At 68.5% G+C, this 18,382-nt stretch carries 23 protein-coding genes; 11 read left to right on the top strand and 12 right to left on the bottom strand.

Going from position 1 to position 18,382, the window contains the following annotated elements:
- Nucleotides 1-58: 58 nt before the first annotated feature.
- The 3 genes from NL126_RS12885 to NL126_RS12895 all read right to left on the bottom strand — a co-directional run bounded on the left by NL126_RS12885 (nucleotide 59) and on the right by NL126_RS12895 (nucleotide 1,819).
- Nucleotides 59-493: a hypothetical protein gene (locus NL126_RS12885; protein ID WP_255195282.1), complete on the bottom strand. Its 435-nt coding sequence runs from the start codon at nucleotides 491-493 to the stop codon at nucleotides 59-61.
- Between the two features lie 71 nt (nucleotides 494-564).
- The gene (locus NL126_RS12890; RefSeq protein ID WP_255195283.1) at nucleotides 565-1,155 is read right to left on the bottom strand and encodes a hypothetical protein; all 591 of its coding nucleotides are present in this window, start codon (nucleotides 1,153-1,155) and stop codon (nucleotides 565-567) included.
- Nucleotide 1,156: 1 nt separating this feature from the next.
- Nucleotides 1,157-1,819: a DsbA family protein gene (locus NL126_RS12895; RefSeq protein ID WP_255195284.1), complete on the bottom strand. Its 663-nt coding sequence runs from the start codon at nucleotides 1,817-1,819 to the stop codon at nucleotides 1,157-1,159.
- Nucleotides 1,820-1,942: 123 nt separating this feature from the next.
- Here NL126_RS12895 and NL126_RS12900 point away from each other — a divergent pair, with 123 nt between their 5' ends.
- A complete protein-coding gene (locus tag NL126_RS12900; RefSeq protein ID WP_255195285.1) occupies nucleotides 1,943-2,380 on the top strand; it encodes an RDD family protein in 438 nt (145 codons plus the stop codon).
- A gap of 30 nt (nucleotides 2,381-2,410) precedes the next feature.
- Nucleotides 2,411-3,097 carry an SOS response-associated peptidase gene (locus tag NL126_RS12905; protein ID WP_255195286.1) on the top strand — a complete coding sequence of 229 codons (687 nt, stop codon included), beginning with the start codon at nucleotides 2,411-2,413 and terminating at the stop codon, nucleotides 3,095-3,097.
- 25 nt (nucleotides 3,098-3,122) lie between these two features.
- Here NL126_RS12905 and arsN2 read toward each other — a convergent pair whose 3' ends face one another.
- Nucleotides 3,123-3,563 carry an arsenic resistance N-acetyltransferase ArsN2 gene (gene arsN2, locus NL126_RS12910; protein ID WP_255195287.1) on the bottom strand — a complete coding sequence of 147 codons (441 nt, stop codon included), beginning with the start codon at nucleotides 3,561-3,563 and terminating at the stop codon, nucleotides 3,123-3,125.
- Nucleotides 3,564-3,712: 149 nt separating this feature from the next.
- Between arsN2 and NL126_RS12915 the strand changes: the two genes are divergently transcribed.
- The 3 genes from NL126_RS12915 (at nucleotide 3,713) to NL126_RS12925 (ending at nucleotide 7,057) form a co-directional block, all read left to right on the top strand.
- Nucleotides 3,713-5,269, top strand: coding sequence for an MmgE/PrpD family protein (locus NL126_RS12915; RefSeq protein ID WP_255195288.1), 1,557 nt, complete (start codon nucleotides 3,713-3,715; stop codon nucleotides 5,267-5,269).
- On the top strand, nucleotides 5,260-6,171 hold the full coding sequence (locus NL126_RS12920; RefSeq protein WP_255195289.1) for a diacylglycerol/lipid kinase family protein: 912 nt from the start codon (nucleotides 5,260-5,262) through the stop codon (nucleotides 6,169-6,171). The genes NL126_RS12915 and NL126_RS12920 overlap by 10 nt, the downstream gene beginning before the upstream one ends.
- Nucleotides 6,172-6,238: 67 nt before the next feature.
- Nucleotides 6,239-7,057: a PAS domain-containing protein gene (locus NL126_RS12925; RefSeq protein ID WP_255195290.1), complete on the top strand. Its 819-nt coding sequence runs from the start codon at nucleotides 6,239-6,241 to the stop codon at nucleotides 7,055-7,057.
- Nucleotides 7,058-7,062: 5 nt separating this feature from the next.
- On the opposite strand, the gene NL126_RS12930 is transcribed toward NL126_RS12925, so the two are convergent.
- From NL126_RS12930 to NL126_RS12940, 3 genes are all read right to left on the bottom strand, one after another.
- Nucleotides 7,063-7,575: a gamma carbonic anhydrase family protein gene (locus NL126_RS12930; protein WP_255195291.1), complete on the bottom strand. Its 513-nt coding sequence runs from the start codon at nucleotides 7,573-7,575 to the stop codon at nucleotides 7,063-7,065.
- 65 nt (nucleotides 7,576-7,640) lie between these two features.
- Entirely contained in the window at nucleotides 7,641-7,910 is a 270-nt protein-coding gene (locus NL126_RS12935) for a DUF7553 family protein (protein WP_255195292.1), read from the bottom strand.
- 48 nt (nucleotides 7,911-7,958) lie between these two features.
- Complete coding sequence (locus NL126_RS12940; protein WP_255195293.1) at nucleotides 7,959-8,351, bottom strand: universal stress protein; 393 nt, start codon at nucleotides 8,349-8,351, stop codon at nucleotides 7,959-7,961.
- A gap of 104 nt (nucleotides 8,352-8,455) precedes the next feature.
- On the opposite strand from NL126_RS12940, the gene NL126_RS12945 reads away from it, so the two are divergent.
- From NL126_RS12945 to NL126_RS12955, 3 genes are all read left to right on the top strand, one after another.
- Nucleotides 8,456-9,766: a phosphoribosylamine--glycine ligase gene (locus NL126_RS12945; protein WP_255195294.1), complete on the top strand. Its 1,311-nt coding sequence runs from the start codon at nucleotides 8,456-8,458 to the stop codon at nucleotides 9,764-9,766.
- 136 nt (nucleotides 9,767-9,902) lie between these two features.
- Nucleotides 9,903-10,856: a phytoene/squalene synthase family protein gene (locus NL126_RS12950; RefSeq protein WP_255195295.1), complete on the top strand. Its 954-nt coding sequence runs from the start codon at nucleotides 9,903-9,905 to the stop codon at nucleotides 10,854-10,856.
- Nucleotides 10,857-10,958: 102 nt separating this feature from the next.
- The gene (locus tag NL126_RS12955) at nucleotides 10,959-11,291 is read left to right on the top strand and encodes a DUF7344 domain-containing protein (protein WP_255195296.1); all 333 of its coding nucleotides are present in this window, start codon (nucleotides 10,959-10,961) and stop codon (nucleotides 11,289-11,291) included.
- A 1-nt stretch (nucleotide 11,292) separates the two neighbouring features.
- Here the strand turns inward: NL126_RS12955 and cruF are convergent, their stop codons facing one another.
- The 3 genes from cruF to crtID all read right to left on the bottom strand — a co-directional run bounded on the left by cruF (nucleotide 11,293) and on the right by crtID (nucleotide 14,686).
- Complete coding sequence (gene cruF / locus NL126_RS12960; protein ID WP_255195297.1) at nucleotides 11,293-12,186, bottom strand: bisanhydrobacterioruberin hydratase CruF; 894 nt, start codon at nucleotides 12,184-12,186, stop codon at nucleotides 11,293-11,295.
- On the bottom strand, nucleotides 12,179-13,057 hold the full coding sequence (locus NL126_RS12965) for a prenyltransferase (protein ID WP_255195298.1): 879 nt from the start codon (nucleotides 13,055-13,057) through the stop codon (nucleotides 12,179-12,181). Before NL126_RS12965 ends, cruF begins: the two co-directional genes overlap by 8 nt.
- A gap of 93 nt (nucleotides 13,058-13,150) precedes the next feature.
- On the bottom strand, nucleotides 13,151-14,686 hold the full coding sequence (crtID, locus tag NL126_RS12970) for a bifunctional phytoene desaturase/3,4-desaturase (RefSeq protein ID WP_255195299.1): 1,536 nt from the start codon (nucleotides 14,684-14,686) through the stop codon (nucleotides 13,151-13,153).
- A gap of 133 nt (nucleotides 14,687-14,819) precedes the next feature.
- Between crtID and NL126_RS12975 the strand changes: the two genes are divergently transcribed.
- Entirely contained in the window at nucleotides 14,820-15,506 is a 687-nt protein-coding gene (locus NL126_RS12975) for an SDR family NAD(P)-dependent oxidoreductase (RefSeq protein ID WP_255195300.1), read from the top strand.
- A 68-nt stretch (nucleotides 15,507-15,574) separates the two neighbouring features.
- Complete coding sequence (locus tag NL126_RS12980; RefSeq protein WP_255195301.1) at nucleotides 15,575-16,429, top strand: ZIP family metal transporter; 855 nt, start codon at nucleotides 15,575-15,577, stop codon at nucleotides 16,427-16,429.
- Here NL126_RS12980 and NL126_RS12985 read toward each other — a convergent pair.
- Entirely contained in the window at nucleotides 16,426-16,905 is a 480-nt protein-coding gene (locus NL126_RS12985) for a GNAT family N-acetyltransferase (protein ID WP_255195302.1), read from the bottom strand. The two genes, NL126_RS12980 and NL126_RS12985, sit on opposite strands and share 4 nt — an antisense overlap.
- A 41-nt stretch (nucleotides 16,906-16,946) precedes the next feature.
- A complete protein-coding gene (locus NL126_RS12990) occupies nucleotides 16,947-17,435 on the bottom strand; it encodes a GNAT family N-acetyltransferase (RefSeq protein ID WP_255195303.1) in 489 nt (162 codons plus the stop codon).
- Between the two features lie 247 nt (nucleotides 17,436-17,682).
- Between NL126_RS12990 and NL126_RS12995 the strand changes: the two genes are divergently transcribed.
- Entirely contained in the window at nucleotides 17,683-18,381 is a 699-nt protein-coding gene (locus NL126_RS12995; RefSeq protein WP_255195304.1) for a hypothetical protein, read from the top strand.
- Nucleotide 18,382: the final 1 nt, after the last annotated feature.

Raw genomic sequence — 18,382 nt, forward strand, 5'->3', positions numbered from 1 at the left:
CTCTGGGCGAACGAGCACCCCTGAGACACATCAAGACCGTCGTAAAACCGTCCAAACGTCAGGCTCGGCGGTCGACGCGCCACGGCTGGTCCGTCGCGTCGACCAGCCGGTCGTACAGCGCGCGCAGCCCCGCCGACGTGGTCTTCGGCCGGACGTGCAGCTCGACGTGGTCGTCCCTGACCGCCACCCGGAACGTGTCGTTCGTGGCGTCGTCGTGGACGAGATAGAGGGGCAGCGGGAGGTCGAACCAGTCGCCGTAACGGTAGTTCTCCGCGGCGAGGACGGACTCGACGAGTGACGCGAGTTCGGGCTCGGACCACTCGCCGCCGGGCGTCAGCACGAACACCGTTCCTCCCTCGTACTCGACGCCACCACCGCGGGGGTAGCGACGCTCCGGGTGTTCCGGGATGGTGAAATCCGGCTGTCGGGCCGCGGTCTCGGTCTCCTCGCGGAGTTCGGCTGCCGTCCGGAACACCGGCTCGTCGTCGCTCATCGCGATGGGGCGGCTACGGCGGCATACGGTTTAAATTCGCGGCTGGATTCGGCCGTCTCCCGCCGTCCCGTTCAGAAGTCGACCGGACAGCCGTTTATCTCGCCGCCGCGCATCCCGTCCGCGAGCCAGTAGACGGAGAGGAGGAGGACGACGACCGCACCCAGCGCGAACTCGAGGCCGTCCAGCGGGAGAAACAGCAAGGAGGTGGAGACGCCGAGCAGCGACAGCAGCCCCACCAGAATCGCGGAGCCACACGCCGCACAGCCCGCCCCGAGCGTCCCCAGCAGGACGCCCGCGGCGCTCGTACTGCCCTGTTGGACCGTGACCCGATGCTCGCGGAAGTGGTAGATGGCCATCGCGACGTCGACGCCGGTGAGCAGGGCGACGCCGACGAGCAGCAGTCCCTGGAGGGCGTCGAACTGCGTGCCGACGAACGGGTACTGTGCGACGAGCAGCTCCAGCCGCGCCCCGAACGCGAGCTCCCCGGTGAGCGCGAACCCCACGAGCGGGAGGTTGAGCGAGAAGACGAACAGCGAGAGCGCCGCGACGCTTGCGATCGCCGCCAGTACGGCGTAGGTGGGCACCGAGAGCACGAGCCGGGCCGTCCGCGCCATCAGCCGCCAGTCGCGTCGTCGTGTGGGGAGCCGCACGCCGGGTGCCATCTCAGACCCCCAGCGCGGTCTCGAACACGCTGTACCCCTGTGCGCCGCGAAGCTCGGTCAGGAACTCGCCATCACGAAACAGGTAGAAGACGGGGGTCTGGCCGATGCCCAGCTGCTCGCCGGCGTCGAGGTCGAGCTGGACCGCGGTGTCGGCCGCACCGGTCTTCGCCGCCGTAACCACGGCCGCGGCGTCCACGCCCGTCTCGCGCCCGAGGAACTGCTCCGACAGGTCGTAGACGTTGTCGCTGTCGAACGCGCCCTGCTGGGCGTAGTAGTGGTCCTTCAGTGCCCAGAACGCCTCGGCGTCGGCGTCGTAGGTCGCTTCGAGGACGTGGGAGGCGGGGTCGCCCCACGGGTAGATGATGGGGAGCCCGCGGTAGGCGAACCGTGCCGTCCCGGTGTCGAGGAGCTTCGACTGGAGTTCGGGGTACGTGTCCCGCTCGAACCGCCGGCAGATGGTACAGGAGGGGTCCTCGAAGGCGACGATGAGCGCCTCGCCCCCACCACGAATCGGCTGGCTGTCGAGGTTCGTCGTCGCGGCGTGTTCCTCGCTGGCCGTTCCGTTTCCTGTCCCACCGCTTCCGGTTCCCCCGCTGCCCGTACAGCCCGCCAGGGTGGCGGTCCCGACCGCGGCCGCGCTCGCGAGAAACCGGCGTCTGTCCATGCCCAGGGGAGGCGTCGGGGGCGTAAAACCGTTGTTCGGAATCTCACCAAAATCGCGCAGACGGTCGATTCGGCTCGCAGCATCGATGCTGGAATTTATCCGACAGGCCCATGCACGGCCGGTATGGCGTTCACCAGACCCGACCCCAAGATGGGGACACAGGGCGACGTTCTCGGTCTTCGAATCGCCGCGTTCCTCATCGACGCGATCCTGTTTGCCGTCGTCTCTGGAGTGGTGTTCGGAGCGGCGTTCGTCGCCGTCGAGTCACCGGCGCTGCTCGCGCTGGTGTGGCTGCTCGGCGGACTCGCGTTCTTCGCGTACTTCATCTACTTCGAGGGGACGTCGGGACAGACCGTCGGCAAACGGGTGACGAGCATCGTGGTCGTACGCGAGGACGGTCGCCCGCTCGGCTACGGCGGGGCGACCATCCGGACGCTGCTTCGCATCGTCGACGCGCTCCCGACGCTGTACCTCATCGGGCTCCTGCTCATCCTCGTCACCGACGACAACCAGCGGCTCGGTGACCTCGCGGCCGACTCCGTCGTCGTCCGCACCACGTAGGGTTTTGCCCCTCCCGGCCCTACGTCAGGTATGTGCGGCCGATACAGCATCTTCCTCGACCCCCGCGAGGTCGCAGAGCGGTTCGACGTGGCCGTTCCCGACGATCTCGAACCCCACTACAACGCCGCGCCGACGCAGTCGCTCCCCGTGGTCACCAACCACGCCCCCGACCGCGTCAGCCACCAGCAGTGGGGCCTGATTCCCCGGTGGGCAGACGACGACTTCCAGGGGCTCATCAACGCCCGCGGCGAGACCGTCACGGAGAAACCCGCCTTCCGCGATGCCTACCAGCGCCGCCGCTGTCTCGTGCTCGCGGACGGCTACTACGAGTGGCAGCAACGCGAGGGCGGCAAGCAGCCGTACCGCATCACGCTTCCCGACGGCGAGCCGTTCGCGATGGCCGGCCTGTGGGAGCGGTGGACGCCGCCGACGAAACAGACCGGGCTCTCCGATTTCGGGGACGACGCCAGCGACGACGAGGAGACGGCCATCGAGACGTTCACCGTCATCACCACCGACGCCAACGAGTTCCAGTCGCAGTACCACCACCGGATGCCCGTCGTGCTGTCCCCGGACGAGGAGCGCGCGTGGCTCGGCGACCCCTCTCCGGATATGCTCGACCCCTACGACGGGGAGATGCGTGCCTACCCGGTGTCGACCAAGGTGAATAGCCCGGTGAACGATTCCCCCGAGGTCGTCGAGGAGATAGAGGCGTAAGGCCGTCGCTCGCCTGCCCTCCGGGCTACAGGCGTTTCCGCATACAGGTGGCTGTCGTGGGACAGAGGTCGTCGAACTCGGTGGTTCGCTGGATGGCTGCGGGTGGCTCGGTTCGGTCGATTGCATCGTAGCCACGGGCGGCGAAGAACGGCGCCGCGGTCGTCGTGAGCAGGTAGAGCGTATCGACCCCGACCGCGCGGGCTTCGGCCTCTAGCGCAGCACAGAGGGCTGTGCCGAGTCCCCGACCCCGAGCCGCCGGTTCGACGACGACCGAACGGAGGAGTCCGTCGGTTCCGTACGGCTCGATTCCGCCGACGCCGACGCGCTCACCGTCGACGTAGCCGACGTAGAACCACCCCGATGACTCACGGACGTCTCGCGACGGCAGCCCGGCGCCGTCGAGCAGTGCTTCGACGTAGGGAAGGCTGTCGTCCGCCGGCTGGAGCGTGACAGGTCCGTCGTCCATAGCTCCCGTCGTCTTCGAACGCGCAAATGGTTTCTGCTGCTCCCGACCGACCGCGACCTCTCGGCGGCCTGAACAGTTTTATCGCAAGGCGTCGACCGTCTGCTCATGCAGTCAGCGTTTCGTGACCGAGTGCTGCCTCCTCGCCTGCCATGATTGGACCGTTCGGGAGCGACGACGACGACTCCGAGGTGCCGTTTCTCGAACGCGCTGCCGAGTGGGCGACGAACCTCGGCTACCGTGACCCACCGCCCGAGGTCCGCCGCGCTGCCCGCGCGCAGGTCCAGTCGACGGTCGGCGCCGCCATCTGGTCGCTCGACCTCCCCGTCGCTGACGAGATTGCGGCCACGGTCGCTGCTGACCACGGCGACGGCCCCGTCTCCTTCCTCGGGGGCGACCCCACGACCGTCCGCGGCGCGTGCTGGGGGAACGCCGCGCTCTCGATGGCGCTCGACTTCGACGACACCGTCCTCGGCGGACACACCGGCCACTCGTCGGTGTTCGTCCCGCTCGCGGTCGCCGAAGCCGAAGGCGTGAGCGGCCGTCGCACGCTGACGGCGACGATCGCTGCCAACGAGGTGAGCGCACGCATCGCCGCGGCGGCCGCCGTCGGCCCGTTCCGGGGCCAGCAGACCGCGTACATCCACGCCGTCGCCGCCGCCGTCGGGAGGGCGGTCGTCGCGGGCGACGACGCTGACACGCTGGCGAACGCACTCGCCATCGCGCTCGGCCAGCCGCCGTGGCCCCTCGAACCTGCGTTTCTGGGGAGCGACGCGAAGGTGGCGAGCGCCGCAGACCCCATCCTGACGGGACTCACCGCTGTCACTCGCGCTCGCGAGGGGGCAGTGGGCACCACCAACCTCCTCGCCGCCGACGGCGGATTCCTCGACGAGTTCGCGAGCAAGCCCCTCCCCGAGTTCCTGACGGGACTGAGTGAGCGGTGGCACACCCGCGCGCTCACCGTGAAGGCGGTGCCGGGCTGTGCGTACGTCATCGCCCCCGTCGAGGCCGCCCTGGAGGTACGGCGACAGTTCCCCGAGCGGGACGTGACGATTGGTCGAGTCACGGTCGCGGGCTCGCTGTTCTGCACCGAGGTGAACGCCCGCGCCGAGCCGTACGTGTGGGGGCCGGACTCGACGCTCGCGGCGCTCACCTTCTCGGTGCCGTACAACGTCGCCAGCGCGCTCCTCAGGGGTGAACACACGCCGCGCCAGTTCACGCCGGCGGCACTCGGCGAGTCGCGGGTATGGAAACTCGTGCAGAACGTCTCGGTCGAACACGACCCGGCGTTCACGATGGCCGCGCTCGAATCCGAAGTGCCGCTGGGCGCGATGCTCCGCCGGGTCGGCCCCGGCGTCCTCCCGTACGCGGCCACCACTGTGGGTCCCGTGATCACGCTGCGACACCTCCCCACGCTCCTGAAATTCGTTCGGAAGCGCCCGCTCCCGGACGACCTCTCGGACGCGGACAAGCGGATGGGTGCACGGGTGACCGTGGAACTCGATTCGGGCGAGGTGTTGTCGGCGACCGTCGACCATCCCACCGGCTTCGCGGGCCGCACCCTCGCGGAGGTTCGAGCGACGGCCCGCACGAAGCTTCGAGAAGCGCTGGAGGCACGCGGCGCCCGCGAGTCGGCCGCACGCGCCGCCGCCGAGACGGTCGGGGCGCTCGACGAGCAAGGGTCGGTGTCGCTCCGCGCGTGGCTGTGACACCCCAGCGAATCGGCTGTGTCGTCAACCCCGTCTCCGGAGACGGCCGTGGCGAGGCACTGCTCGCCGAGCTTCGCGGGCTGTTCCCCGACAGCGACCTCGATGCAACTGTCACGGAGCGCGCCGCCGCGGTTCCCGAGGCCGCTCGTACGCACGCCGATGCCGACCTGCTCGTCGTCGTCGGGGGCGACGGTACCCTCGGAGAGGTGGCGGGCGCGCTCGTCGACACCGAGGCCCCGCCGCTGTTCGTCGTGCCCGCGGGCCGGGGCAACAGCGCCTACCGACACTGCTACGGCGATGCCGACTGGCGTGACGTGGCCCGTGGCCTCCGACGAGGCGTCGACCCTCGACCGCTCGACCTCGGGGAGATACGGACGGAGCCGCCGGGCGACCGGCCGTACTTCGTGCTGGGGTTCACCGCCGGGCTGTTCCGGCGGGCGCTCGACGCGGCAGACTCGCTGCGGTTTCTGCCGGGGCCGCTGGCCTACCTGCTCGGCACCGCTCGTGCCGCCGTTTCGGACCCGCCACTCGACGTGGCAGTCACCGTCGACGGGACAGCGCAGTACGACGGCGAGGCCAGACTCGTCGCGGTGGGGGGCGGTCGCTATCGGGGGAACGCGTTCGACCTCCTGCCGGAATCGCGGGCGGGCGATGGCCAGCTCCACGCGCTCGTCGTCGAGTCGACGTCGGCCCGGGAGTGGATTCGGCTCGCGCGGCTCGCGCGCACCGGCGGACACGTCTACCACCCCGCGGTCCACTACTGGCAGGGTTCGTCGGTGGGGCTGCACGCGAACGATCCGCTCCCGGTCGAAGCCGACGGGAACGCGCTGGCGCCCGTTCGTGACGCTCAGTTAACTGTTCGGCCGGGGGCAGCCCGACTCGCGTACCCTGTCCACGGTTAGCGGCTGCTGTTTTCGCTGACTGAGAACGGCCCCACCATCTTATATCAGTTGCACGTTGCGTGAAACTATGGTACGGGCAGCCCCCGACCCCGAGATCGACACGGCGCGGACCGCGTACGAGGCGGCAGTCTCGACCGAGCGTGCGCGGTTCCGGGCGCTCGTCGAGCACGCGCCCTCCGTCATCGCCGAACTCGATGGCGGTGGTCGCTTCCAGTTCCTGAGCCCGAGCCTCGAGGACGTGTTCGGCTACCGCCCCGACACACTCGTTGGTGAGGTCGCGTTCGACTACATCCATCCGGCCGACCGCGAGCGCGTCGTGCGGACGTTCGAGCACGGACTCGAGGCGCCCGAGGAGCTCCTCACCGTCGAGTATCGGTTTCGCCACGCGGACGGTCACTGGCTCCAGGTGCAGTCACGGGGGCACAACCGCCTCCACGACTCCGCAGTCGAGGGGTTCGTCGTCAACACGCGCGACGTCACGGCCGAGCGCCGGGCCCGCGCGCAGCTCCAGCAGGAGCGCGACCTGAACCGGCAACTGCTGGAGGTCGCTCCCCAGCCCATGGTCATCGTCGACGCCGACGGTGTCATCCGACGGACGAACGAGGCCGCCAGGGACGAGTTCGGCCTCGACGGCGACGAACTGGTCGGCCTCCACCACGATTCAGACGCCGTCGCGACGTACGACGCCGACGGCGACCCAATTGACCCCGCCGAGACGGTGAGCGCCCAGGTGCTCGACACCGGCGAGCGCGTCGAGGGCGTCACCCACGAGTGGGTCGGGCCGAACGACAACCGGTTCCGGCTGGTCGTGAGCGGCGCGCCGCTGGTCGCCAACGGCGAGGTGACGCACGCCGTGCTCTCGTTCGAGGCCATCGAGCCGCTGTAACGACCCTACTCGAACAGGTCCTCGTGGCGTGCCGCGAGGTCGGTGTAGCCGCCGGACTGGTACGTCTCGAACAGCGTGTCGACGTCGACGGTCGTCTCCGAGAGCGGCGTGTAGCTCGCGGGCACCCCGCGGACGAACGACTCGTCGGGAATCGACATCCCCTCCGGGACGACCGTTCCGGTGGCGACGACACAGCGCTCGCCGACGACGGCCTCGTCGAGCGTCGCGTTGAAACCGACGAGCGTGTCGGCGCCCACCTCGCTGTCGTTGACGACGGCGCCGTGGCCGACCATCACCCGGTCGCCGAGCGTCGAGGCGTGGATCGAGGCGTTGTCGCCGACGTGTGCGTGCTCGCCGACCACGACCGGGCCGACGTCGCCCCGGAGGACGACCCCCGGCCACACCGACGCACCAGCAGCGACGGTCACGTCACCGACGAGTGTCGACTCGCGGCTGACGTGGGCGTCCTCGTGGATGTCGGGCTTCGCCCCCTCGAACGCGTACTCTCGGCGGTCCATAGCACACCTATGTCACCGAAAAACAAAGAACTATCTACGATGCGTCTTCGTCGGGTGTCGGCGGCTCAGACGCCCTCGACGGTGCTGCGGTAGCGGACGACCTCCTCGCGGGCCTGCTGGATGTACTCGGCAGCGGCCTCGCTCACCTCCGCTTCGACCTCGTCGAGGATGTTCTCGATGCGAGCGATGCGCCCGTGGTCGGGGCCGCGCGCCCGGTCGGCGAGCGTGTGGAGCTGTTCGGCGAGGTTCCGGAGGCGCTCTGCGGCCTCGCCCTCAGTTTCGTCGGCTGCGCGCTCGGCCATGTCGCCCGCGACGTGTAACCAGTCCTGGCTCATGCTGTACAGATGTACACACTCCGTCAAAACAGTTCGCTCCGGGCGCGGTCAGACGGCGTCGACGAGGGGGACGGCGACGACCGGCAGGTCCGTCTCCAGCAGCAGGTCCTGGGCGGTCGAGCCGAACAGCATCTTCCCGGTCGGCGAGCGCTTCCGGATGCCGATGACGAGCTCGTCGATGTCGTGGTCCTCGGCGAACGCCAGCAGGTCCTCCTGTGGGCTGTTGCCGCGGATGAGCTGGTGGGTGTCGGCGCCCACACCGTCTTTGAGTATCTCGAGCGCCTCGGTGCCGGCGAGAACGTCTTTGTCGTTACTCCGGTCGCCGCCGACCAGTGAGTTGACCGCGTACACCTCGTCGCCGTCCACGACGCGCGATTCGAGGTACGCGAGCAGTTTCTCGCTCGTTTCCGCGCTGTCGGTCCCGACTAGGAACGTTGTCATACACCGTTCTCTCATCGGCATTACGTAAAAGTGTCTCCCCACTCACGGTCGCGGGCTCCTGCGCCGCCCCACCGCTTTTTCAGCACCGGGGCTGTAGCCGCCGTATGGACGACAAGAACTTCCTCTTCTGCTCGCTCGATGCCGCGCTCATCGGCGACATCGCGTGGCAGGTGTCGAAGGAAGGGCACGACGTCAAGTACTACATCGAAGCCGAATCGGACAACGAAATCGCCGACGGGTTCGTCCAGAAGACCGACGACTGGCGTGCCGAGGTCGACTGGGCCGACGTCATCGTCTTCGACGACATCTGGGTCGGCAGCGACCTCGGGACCGGCGAACTCGCCCAGGAGCTCCGGGCGGAAGGGAAGGCCGTCGTCGGTGGTACCCCCAACACCGACCAGCTCGAAGACGACCGTGGCTACGCGATGGACATTCTGGAGGAGCACGGCGTCGACGTGCTCCCCCACCGGGTGTTCGACGACTTCGACGAGGGTATCCAGCACGTCCTCGACAACCCCGGTCCGTATGTCATCAAACCGCTCGGGGAGGTGCAGAACGTCAAACGCCTGCTGTACGTCGGCCGCGAGGACGACGGCAGCGACGTGGTCGACGTGCTCCGGGCGTACAAGAAGGCGTGGGGCCACCGGATGAAGGGGTTTCAGCTGCAGCGGCGCGTCTCCGGCGTCGAAATCGCGGTCTGCGGCTTCTTCAACGGCGAGGAGTTCATCGAGCCGGTGAACATCAACTTCGAGCACAAGAAGCTCTTTCCCGGAAACATCGGCCCCTCGACCGGCGAGATGGGCACCTCGATGTTCTGGAGCGAGCGGAACCGCATCTTCAACGAGACGCTCGGGCGACTGGAGGGGTGGCTCGCCGACGAGGGGTACGTCGGCAGCATCGACGTCAACTCCATCGTGAACAGCAGCGGCATCCATCCCCTCGAGTTCACGCCACGGTTCGGCTACCCCACCATCACCCTGCAGGAGGAAGGGCTGAACACGCCCACTGGGGAGTTCTTCTACCGGCTGGCGAACGGCGAGACCTTCGAGCCGTCGGTCCACCGGGGCTACCAGATCGGGGTCCGGGTCGTGCTCCCACCGTACCCGTTCGACGACGAGGCCATCTACCAGGAGAACTCGCGGAACGCGGCGGTCGTCTTCGAGACGGACGACCGCACGGGTATCCACATCGAGGACGCCAAACTGGTCGACGGCCAGTGGCGTGCAGCCGGCGAGTCGGGGATGCCGCTCGTCGTCACCGGGAAGGGTGAGACGATGGCCGCCGCGCGCAGCCAGGCGTACGACCGCATCGACGACATCATCATCCCGAACATGTACTACCGCGACGACATCGGCGAGCGGTGGATGACGGGCGATGCCGACCGGCTCCAGGCGTGGGGGTATCTGGGAGCCTGATGCGTCCCTGACACGCGCTGCCTTCGTGTCCTTACCCCGAGGTCGCTGAATCGCCGAGAACGGGCTTCTCGGGGGAAATTACCGGTAGTTGCCGGGAAGCTATAAGATGGCACGGAACGTATGTTCAGGTCACTGAATGGTCGACGATTCTCAGCTTGCCGAGAGCAAGTCGATACACAAGGAGACCGGGAAGACGTTCTACTACGCCACCCGGGTGCTTCCGAAGCGGGTACGGGAAGCGACGTACGTCCTGTACGCGTTCTTCCGGGTCGCCGACGAGGTCGTGGACGACGCCGGAGACGTGGGCCCCGACGAGCAGCGCCGCCAGCTCTTGCGCATCCGCGACGCGGCGCTGGGGAGAGTCGAGACGGACGACCCGGTACTCTCGGCGTTCGCCGAGATGCGCGAGCGGTACGGCATCCCAGACGCGGAGGTCGAGACGTTCATCGACGCGATGCTCGCGGACATCGAGAAGTCCCGGTACCGAACCTACGAGGAGGCCGAGACGTACATGCGCGGCTCCGCAGCGGCCGTGGGCGTGATGATGACGTACGTGATGGAGCCCGACAACCGCGAGGCTGCCATCCCCCACGCCCGGACGCTCGGTGAGGCGTTCCAGATGACGAACTTCCTGCGTGACGTCGGCGAGGACATCGTCGAGCGCGACCGCATCTATCTCCCCATCGAGACGGTCGAAGCACACGGCGGCAGCGCCGCCGATATCGAGAACCGTGAGGCGACCGAGGGCGTTCGCCGCGCCATCGAGGCCGAACTCCGGCGTACCGAGCGACTCTACCGCGAGGGCGTCGCCGGCATCAAGTATCTCCCCACGGACTGCCAGTTCCCGGTCCTGCTCGCGTCGGTGCTGTACGCCGACCACCATCGACTCGTCCGCGATCTCGAGTACGACACCGTGACGACGACGCCGAGCATCTCGCGGCGCCGCAAGCTCGCGCTCGTCGCGAAGACGCGCTGGCACTGGGCGTGGAACAAGGACCCCGAGGCGGTGTTCGCGGCCGTCTCCGCAGTGCCGTACGGCGACACGACGTTCCACGGGACGGAGCCCGGGACGCCCTCGCCGGCCCGCTGAACGGTCGGGTAGTATCCGGTCGACAACTGGCGGATGTTCTGGAGTTCTCGGTAATATATTCAGGGGCTATCTTTATCCCGAACGTTTCCCTAGTCACTGCACATGGCTACACGAGGGTGCCCCCCTGAGCAGGCCGCGCAGGTCGACCAGCTGCTCGACACGCTCGACGACCACGTCCGTCGGGAGGTTGTCAACTACTTCGAGAACCACACTCGAAGCTCGACCGCACGGTTCCAGGAGGTACTCGACTACGTCGACCGCCGCATCCTCGAACACGACCGCGACCAGCTGTCGACCCAGCTCGTCCACAACCACCTGCCGAAGCTTCAGTCGCGCGACTGGCTGGAGTACGACCGGCGAACCGGGGTCGTGAGCTACGACGGCCACGAGGACGCTGCCCGGCTTCTGGCTGCCGTCACAGCCGTCTTCGACTGAGTCAGTCGCTCGCGACACGCTGCGTCGAGAGCCACGGGGGCAGCGGCACGTCGAACCGGTCCGTCTTCCAGAGCCCCACGCCGAGCAGCGCCGCGAACGCCACCGGGAGCCACTGGCCGAAGTAGGCGTTGACGGCGCCCCAGAGGATGACGAACGAGACGAGGTCGTCGAGCATGAACTCGCAGGCGGCGAGCCGGCGTCTGAGGCCGGCTCGCGAGAACGCCCAGTCGAGCGTGGCGACGGCGACCGTCGCCGAGAGCACCCAGCCCGCGTAGTTCGACCACGGGACGCCGTAGAAGTCGCCGGGTGCGTCGTACGGCCAGACGCCGAGGACGACCGCGTCGAGGTCGTAGCTCCAGAACCCGAGAGCGACCGCGCCGGGGTCGAGCACGACGTCCATCAGGAGAACGGTCGCGACGACGGCGACGAGGCGGACGACCGTCCGCTCCGCGCGGTCACCGAGCAACAGCAGCATCAGCAGGTAGGCGTTGACGACCAGCGGGAAGAAGAAGATCGGGAGGGCGAACGGCACCTTCCCGAGCAGCATCGGCCCGAGGTCGACGCCGTACTCGAAGGGGCCGTACGGCAGTCCCGTGGTCGTCCCGACGTACTCGACGACGTAGGCGTACAGCGCCAGTCCGAGGAGGCCGGCGGCGGCCTTCCGGTCGACGAGCGGCGCGAGCCCCGCAATCAGGGGCAACCGCATCACGAGCGTCCCGAACAGGACGAGATACGGGTTGAACCCGAGTGGTCCAAGTAGCATCTCGGCGCTCGCCAACAGGAGGACGGCGCCGAACGCCGGGAAGACGACCGCGATGGTGAAGCGGTTCTCCGTGACGAGCGCGTCGAGCTCGGCCTCGATGCGAGCCCGTGCGGGGCGGTGCGCCTCAGCCATACAGCATCACCCAGAGTGCCGCGAGCGTGAGCAGCATGCCTGCCACGGTGTTCACAACCGGGAACCACCAGTAGGCGCGGTCGACGTCCACGCCTCCGACCACGATGCCGGCGACGAACAGCGGATAGAACCCCAGGACTGCGCCGAGGAACGGGTGGACGAGGCCGAACGCGACCGCCGCGAGCAGCCAGACGAGCGCACAGTACGCGTACGTTCGGCGCTCGCCGAGGGCCGTCGCCGTCGTGCGGATACCGGCCGCGCGGTCCGGCTCGATGTCCGGAATCGCCGAGAACGTGTGCATCGCCATCGCCCAGAGCCACGCCCCCACGATGGCGAGCGTCGGTGGAAGCCCCCCCGAGAGCGCCGTGTACGCGACGACGCCGGGGAGGACGTAGAGCCCGTTCGACAGCGAGTCGAGCAGGGGTGTGGTCTTGAACCGGAGGGGTGGCGCGGAGTACTCCGCACCGAGCACGAGGAAGCCGAGCATCGCCACGCCCGCTTCCAGGGGGAGGACGGGGAGGAACGCGAGCCCCAGGAGCGCGGTGAGGGCGACGGCGACGGGGACGATCCGGTCGCCCCGGTAGCGGACCTCTCGGTCGTCTTTCTTCGGGTTGTCGGCGTCGACGTCGCGGTCGAACACGTCGTTGACGCCGTAGAGGAAGACGTTGGCGGGGAGCAGGAAGTACGCGAACAGGGCGAGTGCGATGGGGGCGAACAGGTCCGTGAGCGAGTCGGCGGCGTAGGCGACCCCGACGACGACCGGGCCGGCGAGGTAGAACCAGAACCGCGGGCGCGACACCCGAAGCAAGTAGCCCGTACGGGTGTCGCGGCTCGGGAGCAGGCGGTCCAGCGTCGGGGTGTCGTTGCTCATCGCTCGCTCACTGCCGTCGGCAGTTCGCTCGTTGCCTCACGGACCTGTCGGCCCGTTCGGCTCCTTCGAGGTACACCCTCCGGTCGCATCTCGCTATTGGTCCTCGATGAGCGCGTTCGCCGTGTGCTCCCCGGAGATGAGGCACATCGGGACGCCGATGCCGGGGGTGGTGTACGACCCCGTGAAGTAGAGGCCCGGGAGCTCCTTCGAGCGGTGCGGCGGCCGGAGGATGGCGGTCTGTCGGAGCGTGTGCGCCATCCCGAGGGCGGTCCCCTTCATGGAGTTGTAGCGGTCGGCGAAGTCCGAGACGCAGAACTGCTCCTCGAACACGATGCGGTCGCGGAGGTCGACGCCGGTGTTCTCGGCGAGGTCGTCGAGGACGTGTTCGCGGTAGTTCGCTCTCGTTTCCTCGTCGTCTTCGAGGCCGGGGGCGATGGGCACGAGCACGAACAGGTTCGAGTGGCCCTCCGGCGCGACGGTGTCGTCGGTCGCGCTCGGCACGCAGACGTAGTAGGCGGGGTCGTCGGGCCACGCCGGGTCGTCGAATATCTGCTCGAAGTGGGGGTCCCAGTCGTCCGGGAGGACGAGCGTGTGGTGTTCGAGCGGGTCTACGTCGCCCTCGACGCCCATGTACATGAGGAACGCCGAGGGAGCGTAGGTCCGCGACTCCCAGTAGTCGGCGTCGTACCCCCGTGCGTGTTCGGGCAGGAGTTCCTGTTCGGTGTGGGCGTAGTCGGCGTCGGAGACGACGAGGTCGTATCGCGTGCGGGTTCCGTCGGCGAGCTCCACCTCGAACCCCTCGCGCCGCGAGATGATCTCCGTGACCTCGGCGTTCGTCTCGTAGGTGACGCCGAGTTCTTCTCCCAGGGCGACCAGCGCGTCGACGACTGCGCCGATGCCGCCGTCGGGGTAGTAGACGCCCAGGTTGAAATCGACGTGGCTCATCATGTTGTAGAGCGCGGGCGTGTTCTTCGGGGAGCCACCGAGGAAGACGAGCGTGTACTGCATGATCTGCTGCAGTTTGTGGCTCTCGAAGTAGTTCGAGACGTAGTCGTCCATCTTCCCGACGAGTTTGAGGCCGATGGGTGCGGCCCGCATCACGTCGAGGTCGACCCAATCCCGAAGGCGGGGACGGTCCTCGTAGACGAACTGGTTCATCGCCACCTCGTAGTGCGTCTCGGAGGTGTCGAGGTAGTCGCGGAGCGCCTCGCCCGCGCCCTCCTCGTACTGCTCGAACGTCTCGATGTTCTGTTCGAGGTCCGGGACCATGTCGACGTAGCGGGCATCCGTCGCTTCTGCGGCGGTCGTGAGTCCGCCGTCGGTGGCCGTCTCCTGCTCGTCCTTGAAGAAGATGCGATAGTGGGGGTCGAGCCGCGTCAGCTCGTAGTAGTCCGATGGCTGCTTGCCGAAGTGGCCGAAGAACCGCTCGAACACGTCGGGCATGAGATACCAGGAGGGGCCCATGTCGAAGCGGAACCCATCCGATTCGAGCCGGGAGGCACGCCCCCCGAGCTGTTCGTTCTTCTCGAGGACCGTGACGTCGGCCCCGGCGTCGGCGAGATAGCAGGCCGTCGAGAGGCCACCGAAACCACCGCCGATGACGGTGATGGACGTTCCGGAGAGGGACATGTCATCTCAGACGGGCCGCATGGGGAAAACCCCACGGTGACAGGTAGTCGCACGACTGCCGTGCGCCACGCCCGGTGACGGCCACGTCGGCCGGGACGGAAACGGCCTTCCGGTGGGCGTTCGAGGAACGAACATGAACGTCGTCATCACCGGGGCGAGCCGTGGCATCGGTGCCGCAGTCGCCCGTCGCTTCGCCGAGGCGGGTGCCCACCTGACGCTCTGTGCCCGCGACGAGGACGAACTCCACACGGTCGCCGCCGAGGTCATCGACGCCGGCGGTGAGGCTGTCACTCAGCGGGCCGACATCCGCGACGAGTACGACGTGGAGCGGCTGATGGAGACCGCCGCCCGAGAGGCCGGCGAACCTATCGACATCGTCGTCGCCAACGCTGGGGTCTATCACGGCCCACCGGGCGAGACACCCGCACCGGACGAGTCGTACGCAGCCTTCGACGACCACGTTCGCACGAACGGTCGGGGCGTGTTCGCGACGATTCGCGAAGCCGTCCCACATCTCGCGCCCGACGCCCGCGTCATCGTGCCCTCGGGCCGCATCGCCAGAGATGCCCTGCCCGGCTTCGGCTCCTACGCCGTCTCGAAAGCCGTCGCCGAGGCCGTCGCCCGGCAGTTCGCCGCCGACCTCGACCAGGCCGTCGGCGTCGTCGACCCCGGACAGGTGGCGACCGACCTCGCGGGCGGGCAGGGTCGCGACCCCGACGAGGTAGCTGAGCTGTTCGTCTGGGCCACCACCGAGGCTCCTGCCGAGGATCTGGACGGAGCCGTGCTCTCGCTTCGCGAGTGGAAACAGGCCACTCGCTAGGATATTAACGTTCTTCCCGAAGTTGTGAACCGACGCACTTATTGTTAACTCTGGGAATTTGGTTAGTAATGGCTACGCGTTCCGTCTCGCTCCCACAGGTGGGCGAGCTCTCGCTGACCGGTGTCGTCTCGACGCTCCTGCTGGTCGTCCTCTCGGTGCCTGCGATTCAGGCCGGGCAGACGAAGGTGCTCGTCATCTCGTGGGTCGCGTTCGGCGCGATGGCGCTGTTCGCGATTCCCGGTGCGCGAGCCGCCGGGACGCAGGACGCCCGCCGGCTCGTCTGGGGCTACGGGCTCGCCGCGGGTGCGATGGTGACCTCTGCGGCGGTGTTCCTGCTCCCGCAGGCGTTCGGGCTCGGCGGGCAGGTCGGCGGGTTCGGCGTCGCCGCCGGGCTCCTCGCCGGCTACGGCGCACACACCGTCGGCCACCGGCTCTCGCACCTCGACACACCGTTCGACGACACTGCCCTCCAGATCGCCGCACACGCGCTCTCGGCGGGGCTCATCATCGGCGTCATCTACGCGGCGCTTCCGGAACTCGGGCTGCTGCTCGGGCTCGCTATCGTCTCGCACAAGGGTCCCGCGGGCTACGCGGCCGCTCGCCGGCTTCGGAAGGCGGGCAAACCCGTCTCGGTCCTCCTGCTTCCCGCGGCGGGCGTCGGCCTGACGGCGATTCCAGCGGCACTCATCAACCCCGCGTTCTCGGGGCCGACGAAGGCGCTCGTCTTCGGCTTCGCGGCCGGCGTGTTCCTCCACGTCGCGATGGATTTCCTCCCCGAGTGCGAGACCGGCAGCGAGGTCGGGGAGGTCGCCCAGCTGTCGGGTGACGCCCACGCGCTGCTCGACCGCCTCCGTATCCACGCCGTCGCCTCGACGGTGCTCGGCGCGGCGGCGGTGCTGGCGGCGTGGCTCGTCCTCGTTTAGACTGGCTTCTCGTACACCAGTTCCCGCGCGTCGTCGACGGTCTCCTCGCGTTCTCGCACTTGCTGGTACCCGTGGCGCTCGTAGAACCCACGCCCCACGTCGTTCTCGGCGAGGACGACCAGGTCGACCCGGTCGGCACCGAGGGCACGCGCTTCGCGCTCGACACGCTCGATCAGCGCCGAGCCGACGCCCTCGCCCCATCGCTCGGGATGGACGTAGATGGCCGTGAGATGCAGGCGGTTCTCGGCCGGGTAGTGGCGGCAGAAGGCGTAGCCGACGATCGGGTCGCCCGCGACGTACACCGACACGTCGGGGTCGTCGAAGTAGTCCCGAACGACCGCGGGGTCGTACCACTCGGCGACCCGCTCGGCCACGGTGTCCGCGCCGAGGATGTCGTCGTAGGCGGCGTGCCACGACGCGACCGCAATCTCGCAGACGGCGTCGGTGTGCTCGGGCCGCCCCTCGCGAACGTGCATCGTCGGGTCGTGCGGGCCCACGGAGAAATCGTTTGCGCCGGTCACTCCGAGAGCCGTTTCTCGTACTGGAGCTCCTCGACGTCGTCCGTGATGCTCTCCTCGCGGACCGCCATCTGTTCGTAGCCGTGGCGCTCGTAGAACGCTCGGGCCCGCTCGTTACCGTCGAGGACGACCAGCACGACCCGCTCGATGTCGCGGTCGCGCGCCTCGCGTTCCACGCGCGCCAGGAGTCGGGAGCCGAACCCCTCGCCCCAGCGGTCGGGGTGGACGTACAGCGTGGTGAGATACAGCGGGGCGCCGCCGTCGGCCGGCCGGCAGACCGCCGAGCCGACGACCGGGTCGCCCACGACGAACGCGGTGAGGTCGTGCGTCTCGAACTGCTCGCGTAGCGTCTCCGGGTCGTTCGTCTCCGCGAGGTGGTCCTCCACGACCTCCTCCCCGAGCACGTCGACGTACGCGGTGCGCCAGACGGTCGCCGTCAGCGAACAGAGCGCCTCGGCGTCCGCGGGGCCACCTTCGCGCAGCTCCATGCCGGGGCGTGGCCGGTCGGCCTACAAGTGTCTTGGGTGAGTGCAGGCCACTCCCACGGCGCACGGATCGTCGCTCACGCGCCTCCCCGTTCGCATATCCGAGGCCTGTCTTCGGTCAACCTCGCCGCTCACGGGTCGCTCACGCTCCCCGTTCACTATTCCGCGGGCTCCCTTCGGTCGCCCGCGCCACTCAAACGGCCGTTTGATGCTACGACCGGCTTATCCCCACAGCCGTCAATCGGATGGTATGTCCACTCGACGGAGCCTCTTGCGTGCCGCCGGCGTCGCCGGCGTCGTCGCACTCGCCGGCTGTACCGCCATCGCCAACGACGACAGCGACCCCCTCCCCGACGGCGGCTCGGACGGTGACGGGCCGGGTGGCAGCCAGCCCTCCGATCTCGAACACCCGCCCGACGCGACCCACATCGCCCGCATCACCGGGCAGGACGACGCCCCCGACCTCCCGATTCGCCCTCGCGTCTCGCTTGCGGACCCGTACGTCACACAGGGGTCACCGCCCGTCGTCCGCGTCGACGTCGAGAACCCCACCGACGACCCGGTCGTCGTGGGCGAGTATCGAGGGGTGGTGTTCCAGTACGTCGGGAGCGACGACCGCACCTACGTCTTCCTTCCGCACTCCGAGCGGTCGACCGAGGGCGACCCCGACCGCACGCGCCCCGAGTACGACGTCGAGGGCGACGGCTGCTGGCGACTCACCTCCGGTATCGCCGTGACCCAGGAGTACGGCACCGTCGAGGTTCCGGCGAACGGGACGCTGACGGCGTACGTCGGCCTCTACGCGAGCGAGGACGCCGGGCGATGCACGCCGCTCGGCGAGCGACGGTTCGAGACTGTGTACAACTACTTCGAGGACGGCGTCCCTGGCGGCGAGGACACGACCCGGAACGACCGATGGGGGTTCTCGCTCTCGGTCGAGGAACTCTGAG

The organism is Halorarius litoreus, from assembly GCF_024362405.1.
GTDB lineage: Archaea > Halobacteriota > Halobacteria > Halobacteriales > Haloarculaceae > Halorarius > Halorarius litoreus.

Coding starts and splice junctions, on each gene's coding strand:
- NL126_RS12885 (WP_255195282.1), bottom strand. CDS start 493: ATGAGCGACGACGAGCCGGTGTTCCGGACGGCAGCCGAACTCCGCGAG.
- NL126_RS12890 (WP_255195283.1), bottom strand. CDS start 1,155: ATGGCACCCGGCGTGCGGCTCCCCACACGACGACGCGACTGGCGGCTG.
- NL126_RS12895 (WP_255195284.1), bottom strand. CDS start 1,819: ATGGACAGACGCCGGTTTCTCGCGAGCGCGGCCGCGGTCGGGACCGCC.
- NL126_RS12900 (WP_255195285.1), top strand. CDS start 1,943: ATGGCGTTCACCAGACCCGACCCCAAGATGGGGACACAGGGCGACGTT.
- NL126_RS12905 (WP_255195286.1), top strand. CDS start 2,411: ATGTGCGGCCGATACAGCATCTTCCTCGACCCCCGCGAGGTCGCAGAG.
- arsN2 (WP_255195287.1), bottom strand. CDS start 3,563: ATGGACGACGGACCTGTCACGCTCCAGCCGGCGGACGACAGCCTTCCC.
- NL126_RS12915 (WP_255195288.1), top strand. CDS start 3,713: ATGATTGGACCGTTCGGGAGCGACGACGACGACTCCGAGGTGCCGTTT.
- NL126_RS12925 (WP_255195290.1), top strand. CDS start 6,239: ATGGTACGGGCAGCCCCCGACCCCGAGATCGACACGGCGCGGACCGCG.
- NL126_RS12930 (WP_255195291.1), bottom strand. CDS start 7,575: ATGGACCGCCGAGAGTACGCGTTCGAGGGGGCGAAGCCCGACATCCAC.
- NL126_RS12935 (WP_255195292.1), bottom strand. CDS start 7,910: ATGAGCCAGGACTGGTTACACGTCGCGGGCGACATGGCCGAGCGCGCA.
- NL126_RS12940 (WP_255195293.1), bottom strand. CDS start 8,351: ATGACAACGTTCCTAGTCGGGACCGACAGCGCGGAAACGAGCGAGAAA.
- NL126_RS12945 (WP_255195294.1), top strand. CDS start 8,456: ATGGACGACAAGAACTTCCTCTTCTGCTCGCTCGATGCCGCGCTCATC.
- NL126_RS12950 (WP_255195295.1), top strand. CDS start 9,903: ATGGTCGACGATTCTCAGCTTGCCGAGAGCAAGTCGATACACAAGGAG.
- NL126_RS12955 (WP_255195296.1), top strand. CDS start 10,959: ATGGCTACACGAGGGTGCCCCCCTGAGCAGGCCGCGCAGGTCGACCAG.
- cruF (WP_255195297.1), bottom strand. CDS start 12,186: ATGGCTGAGGCGCACCGCCCCGCACGGGCTCGCATCGAGGCCGAGCTC.
- NL126_RS12965 (WP_255195298.1), bottom strand. CDS start 13,057: ATGAGCAACGACACCCCGACGCTGGACCGCCTGCTCCCGAGCCGCGAC.
- crtID (WP_255195299.1), bottom strand. CDS start 14,686: ATGTCCCTCTCCGGAACGTCCATCACCGTCATCGGCGGTGGTTTCGGT.
- NL126_RS12975 (WP_255195300.1), top strand. CDS start 14,820: ATGAACGTCGTCATCACCGGGGCGAGCCGTGGCATCGGTGCCGCAGTC.
- NL126_RS12980 (WP_255195301.1), top strand. CDS start 15,575: ATGGCTACGCGTTCCGTCTCGCTCCCACAGGTGGGCGAGCTCTCGCTG.
- NL126_RS12985 (WP_255195302.1), bottom strand. CDS start 16,905: ATGCACGTTCGCGAGGGGCGGCCCGAGCACACCGACGCCGTCTGCGAG.
- NL126_RS12990 (WP_255195303.1), bottom strand. CDS start 17,435: ATGGAGCTGCGCGAAGGTGGCCCCGCGGACGCCGAGGCGCTCTGTTCG.
- NL126_RS12995 (WP_255195304.1), top strand. CDS start 17,683: ATGTCCACTCGACGGAGCCTCTTGCGTGCCGCCGGCGTCGCCGGCGTC.